Source organism: Microcystis sp. LE19-10.1B (assembly GCF_027530565.1).
Classification (GTDB): domain Bacteria; phylum Cyanobacteriota; class Cyanobacteriia; order Cyanobacteriales; family Microcystaceae; genus Microcystis; species Microcystis aeruginosa.
In genome coordinates, this window is record NZ_JAPZQM010000039.1 from 1 (window position 1) to 5,967 (window position 5,967).

2 tRNA genes and 3 rRNA genes are annotated in these 5,967 nt (G+C 49.9%); all 5 read left to right on the forward strand.

Annotation, left to right across the window (positions count from 1 at the left end):
* Nucleotides 1-350 precede the first annotated feature (350 nt).
* The 5 genes from O9332_RS01425 (at nucleotide 351) to rrf (ending at nucleotide 5,889) form a co-directional block, all read left to right on the forward strand.
* Nucleotides 351-1,879 (forward strand): 16S ribosomal RNA (locus tag O9332_RS01425).
* Nucleotides 1,880-2,040: 161 nt separating this feature from the next.
* A tRNA-Ile gene (locus O9332_RS01430) sits at nucleotides 2,041-2,117 on the forward strand.
* A 30-nt stretch (nucleotides 2,118-2,147) separates the two neighbouring features.
* Nucleotides 2,148-2,223: transfer RNA gene (locus tag O9332_RS01435), tRNA-Ala, on the forward strand.
* A gap of 427 nt (nucleotides 2,224-2,650) precedes the next feature.
* A 23S ribosomal RNA gene (locus O9332_RS01440) occupies nucleotides 2,651-5,533 on the forward strand.
* Between the two features lie 243 nt (nucleotides 5,534-5,776).
* Nucleotides 5,777-5,889 (forward strand): 5S ribosomal RNA (rrf, locus tag O9332_RS01445).
* The 16S, 23S and 5S rRNA genes sit together here with 2 tRNA genes alongside, the layout of an rRNA operon.
* The last annotated feature ends 78 nt before the right edge of the window (nucleotides 5,890-5,967 follow it).

Here is a 5,967-nt window from a genome sequence, read left to right on the forward strand (position 1 = left end):
CAAAAGTGTTTGACAGGTTTCGGATTGATGTGCATAATCTCGTTTCTCTGCTGCACGACAAGCAGCGCGAAACGAAGCAAGCAAGCGGTTCTTCAGGGTCTTAGGTAGTAAATAAGGCAGTACGAAGAACAGCGATTGTAGCGGAAATTTCGAAGCGATCTTTAACAAGTTAACAGCCGATAAGTGTGGGCACTGACCAGATAGGTTTAAGGTTTGTTCTTTTCTCAAAAAGAATGACTTTGAATCACGATTCAGAGTTAGTGCTCACGGAATAAAGTAAGTGAATGTAAAGGTCGTCAAGGCCGATACAAACATCTACTCCGTCGAGTTTAGTAAATTTTGCAGAGATTAAACTGAAGAGTTTGATCCTGGCTCAGATTGAACGCTGGCGGCATGCCTTACACATGCAAGTCGAACGGTAACAGGTCTTCGGATGCTGACGAGTGGCGAACGGGTGAGTAATACATCGGAACGTGCCCAGTAATGGGGGATAGCTCGGCGAAAGCCGGATTAATACCGCATACGCCCTGAGGGGGAAAGTGGGGGACCGCAAGGCCTCACGTTATTGGAGCGGCCGATGGCTGATTAGCTAGTTGGTAGGGTAAAGGCCTACCAAGGCGACGATCAGTAGCTGGTCTGAGAGGACGATCAGCCACACTGGGACTGAGACACGGCCCAGACTCCTACGGGAGGCAGCAGTGGGGAATTTTGGACAATGGGGGAAACCCTGATCCAGCAATGCCGCGTGTGCGAAGAAGGCCTTCGGGTTGTAAAGCACTTTTGTCAGGGAAGAAATCCTTTGGGCTAATACCCTAGGGGGATGACGGTACCTGAAGAATAAGCACCGGCTAACTACGTGCCAGCAGCCGCGGTAATACGTAGGGTGCGAGCGTTAATCGGAATTACTGGGCGTAAAGCGTGCGCAGGCGGTTGTGTAAGACAGGTGTGAAATCCCCGGGCTTAACCTGGGAATTGCATTTGTGACTGCACGACTAGAGTGTGTCAGAGGGGGGTGGAATTCCACGTGTAGCAGTGAAATGCGTAGATATGTGGAGGAACACCAATGGCGAAGGCAGCCCCCTGGGATAACACTGACGCTCATGCACGAAAGCGTGGGGAGCAAACAGGATTAGATACCCTGGTAGTCCACGCCCTAAACGATGTCAACTAGTTGTTGGGGATTTACTTCCTTGGTAACGTAGCTAACGCGTGAAGTTGACCGCCTGGGGAGTACGGCCGCAAGGTTAAAACTCAAAGGAATTGACGGGGACCCGCACAAGCGGTGGATGATGTGGATTAATTCGATGCAACGCGAAAAACCTTACCTACCCTTGACATGGCAGGAACTTTCCAGAGATGGATTGGTGCTCGAAAGAGAACCTGCACACAGGTGCTGCATGGCTGTCGTCAGCTCGTGTCGTGAGATGTTGGGTTAAGTCCCGCAACGAGCGCAACCCTTGTCATTAGTTGCTACGAAAGGGCACTCTAATGAGACTGCCGGTGACAAACCGGAGGAAGGTGGGGATGACGTCAAGTCCTCATGGCCCTTATGGGTAGGGCTTCACACGTCATACAATGGTCGGTACAGAGGGTTGCCAAGCCGCGAGGTGGAGCCAATCCCAGAAAACCGATCGTAGTCCGGATCGCAGTCTGCAACTCGACTGCGTGAAGTCGGAATCGCTAGTAATCGCGGATCAGAATGCCGCGGTGAATACGTTCCCGGGTCTTGTACACACCGCCCGTCACACCATGGGAGTGGGTTCTACCAGAAGTGGCTAGTCTAACCGCAAGGAGGACGGTCACCACGGTAGGATTCATGACTGGGGTGAAGTCGTAACAAGGTAGCCGTATCGGAAGGTGCGGCTGGATCACCTCCTTTCTAGAGAAAGAGAAGTAGATCAAGTCTTGAATGTGTCTGGTACTAGTGCTCACACTTATCGGTTTGTTTAAATATTAGATACAAGCAGCAAATGAGAGGGCCTTCAGTCGATGTGGTTAACGTTGACTAGAGGTCAGGGCCCTGGGGTTGAAAAGTTTTTAGGGTCTGTAGCTCAGTTGGTTAGAGCACCGTCTTGATAAGGCGGGGGTCGATGGTTCGAGCCCATCCAGACCCACCATTGATTTCAAATGGTAGTTAGAAAATACCTGGGGGTGTAGCTCAGCTGGGAGAGCACCTGCTTTGCAAGCAGGGGGTCATCGGTTCGATCCCGTTCACCTCCACCAATCTTTTGCTCTCAATGAAAGTTGAGTTTGTATCGAGTGTTTAAGTAAAGCGTCTTTAAGTAGATTGGCTGTTAATAAGTTGGCAAGTAAGCAATGCGCACAATGTTGCATTGCCCTTGCGGTCAAATGAATGAGCATATTGAATGTTTATTCATTTGGCTGTAAGAGTCGCCAAGCCCCTAGGGTTTGGACTTGTTCTTTAACAATTTGGAAATGATGAGATATCGAGATAGATACTCCTTTTAATTAAGGTGTGCATATTTTGATTGATGCGATTGCATCATCGTTCTTCTCAAGAAGTTGATGTGCGTTGTTACTAATGCATATCGGCGCTTGAATCTTAGAATACACACAAACTACTTTGCTTTTTATGGTGATTACAGTGTTGTTGAGAGTGAATAACTTGAAGCAGGACTTAACGCTATAGAGCCAAGCGAATAAGTGCACATGGTGGATGCCTTGGCAGTCATAGGCGATGAAGGACGTGGTAGCCTGCGAAAAGCTACGGGGAGCTGGCAAATAAGCTTTGATCCGTAGATGTCCGAATGGGGAAACCCACCCTTTTAGGGGTATCGCACAGTGAATACATAGCTGTGCGAGGCGAACCTGGAGAACTGAAACATCTAAGTACCCAGAGGAAAAGAAATCAACCGAGATTCCGAGAGTAGTGGCGAGCGAAATTGGATGAGCCTGTACGATTTAGCATCAGAGTTAACAAAACGGTCTTGAAAGTCCGGCCATAGAAGGTGATAGCCCTGTATGTGAAAACTCAGTTGTGGAACTAAGCGTACGACAAGTAGGGCGGGGCACGAGAAACCCTGTCTGAATATGGGGGGACCATCCTCCAAGGCTAAATACTCATGACTGACCGATAGTGAACTAGTACCGTGAGGGAAAGGCGAAAAGAACCCCGGGAGGGGAGTGAAATAGATCCTGAAACCGTGTGCATACAAACAGTCGGAGCGGACTTGTTCCGTGACGGCGTACCTTTTGTATAATGGGTCAGCGACTTACATTCAGTGGCAAGCTTAACCGAGTAGGGAAGGCGTAGCGAAAGCGAGTCCGAATAGGGCGTCTAGTCGCTGGGTGTAGACCCGAAACCAGATGATCTATCCATGGCCAGGTTGAAGGTTGGGTAACACCAACTGGAGGACCGAACCCACTAACGTTGAAAAGTTAGGGGATGAGCTGTGGATAGGGGTGAAAGGCTAAACAAATCTGGAAATAGCTGGTTCTCCCCGAAAACTATTTAGGTAGTGCCTCGAGTCTCACTACAGGGGGTAGAGCACTGTTATGGCTAGGGGGTCATCGCGACTTACCAAACCATGGCAAACTCCGAATACCTGTAAGTGCAATCTCGGGAGACAGACATCGGGTGCTAACGTCCGGTGTCAAGAGGGAAACAACCCAGACCGCCAGCTAAGGTCCCTAATATCTGCTAAGTGGAAAACGAAGTGGGAAGGCTAAAACAGTCAGGAGGTTGGCTTAGAAGCAGCCACCCTTTAAAGAAAGCGTAATAGCTCACTGATCGAGTCGTCCTGCGCGGAAGATGTAACGGGGCTAAGCAGATAACCGAAGCTGCGGATGTACACGTAAGTGTATGTGGTAGGGGAGCGTTCTGTAAGCCTGCGAAGGTGTGTTGTAAAGCATGCTGGAGGTATCAGAAGTGCGAATGCTGACATGAGTAGCGATAAACAGAGTGAAAGGCTCTGTCGCCGTAAGCCCAAGGTTTCCTACGCAACGTTCATCGGCGTAGGGTTAGTCGGCCCCTAAGGCGAGGCAGAAATGCGTAGTCGATGGGAAGCAGGTTAATATTCCTGCACCGACGTGTAATGCGATGGGGGGACGGATCGTGGAAAGTGGTCCAGGTGTTGGATATCCTGGTCCCTGCATCATAGAGGACAGTTAGGCAAATCCGGCTGTCATATACTCAAGGGTGTGGGGGGAAGTAGCTACGGCTACGAACCCATTGGAAGTGGTCCCAAGAAAAGCCTCTAAGCTTCAGTTACACGTTGACCGTACCGCAAACCGACACAGGTGGGCGGGATGAGTATTCTAAGGCGCTTGAGAGAACTCAGGAGAAGGAACTCGGCAAATTGGTACCGTAACTTCGGGAGAAGGTACGCCCTTGTAGTTTGACCATGAACAATGGAAGGACGAAGGGGTTGCAATAAAATGGTGGCTGCGACTGTTTAATAAAAACACAGCTCTCTGCAAACACGAAAGTGGACGTATAGGGAGTGACGCCTGCCCGGTGCTGGAAGATTAAATGATGGGGTGCAAGCTCTTGACTGAAGTCCCAGTAAACGGCGGCCGTAACTATAACGGTCCTAAGGTAGCGAAATTCCTTGTCGGGTAAGTTCCGACCTGCACGAATGGCGTAACGATGGCCACACTGTCTCCTCCTGAGACTCAGCGAAGTTGAAGTGTTTGTGATGATGCAATCTCCCCGCGGCTAGACGGAAAGACCCCATGAACCTTTACTGTAGCTTTGCATTGGACTTTGAACCGGTTTGTGTAGGATAGGTGGGAGGCTTTGAAGTGGGAACGCCAGTTCTCATGGAGCCATCCTTGAAATACCACCCTGATCTGTTTGAGGTTCTAACCTTGACCCATTAGCTGGGTCGGGGACCGTGCATGGTGGGCAGTTTGACTGGGGCGGTCTCCTCCTAAAGAGTAACGGAGGAGCTCGAAGGTACGCTAAGTACGGTCGGACATCGTACTGATAGTGCAATGGCATAAGCGTGCTTGACTGCGAGACTGACAAGTCGAGCAGGTGCGAAAGCAGGACATAGTGATCCGGTGGTTCTGTATGGAAGGGCCATCGCTCAACGGATAAAAGGTACTCTGGGGATAACAGGCTGATACCGCCCAAGAGTTCACATCGACGGCGGTGTTTGGCACCTCGATGTCGGCTCATCTCATCCTGGGGCTGTAGCCGGTCCCAAGGGTATGGCTGTTCGCCATTTAAAGAGGTACGTGAGCTGGGTTTAAAACGTCGTGAGACAGTTTGGTCCCTATCTGCCGTGGGCGTTGGAAATTTGAAGGGGGCTGTTCCTAGTACGAGAGGACCGGAATGGACGTATCTCTGGTGTACCGGTTGTCACGCCAGTGGCATTGCCGGGTAGCTAAATACGGAAGAGATAAACGCTGAAAGCATCTAAGCGTGAAACTTGCCTTAAGATAAGATTTCCCTGAGGACTTGATCCTCCTGAAGGGCCGTTGAAGACCACGACGTTGATAGGCTGGGTGTGGAAGTGCAGTAATGCATTAAGCTAACCAGTACTAATTGCCCGTGCGGCTTGGCTCTATAGCATTGAGCCTTGCTTAAAGATACGCACTTGAAACAACACACAGTAAATCTACCCAGGTTTAAAACCCTGAAATTAGTCAAGGTAGTTTGTAGTGAAAGACAGAAATACCCGCAATACGCATCAAGCCAGAATAGTCTCTAGACCGATAACTCATCAGATCCAAATCGAGCCAATCAGCCGCAATGCTGGTTAGCTAACAAGTATGTGCAGAGCACCGCACTTACAGCCAACCCTCTTTGCCTGACGACCATAGCAAGGTGGTACCACTCCTTCCCATCCCGAACAGGACAGTGAAACGCCTTAGCGCCGATGATAGTGTGCATTCGCATGTGAAAGTAGGACATCGTCAGGCTCTCCAATTCAAGAAAAACCCCGTACTCGAAAGAGGCGGGGTTTTTTATTTCCTGCTAAAAACTCAATTGCCGCTATA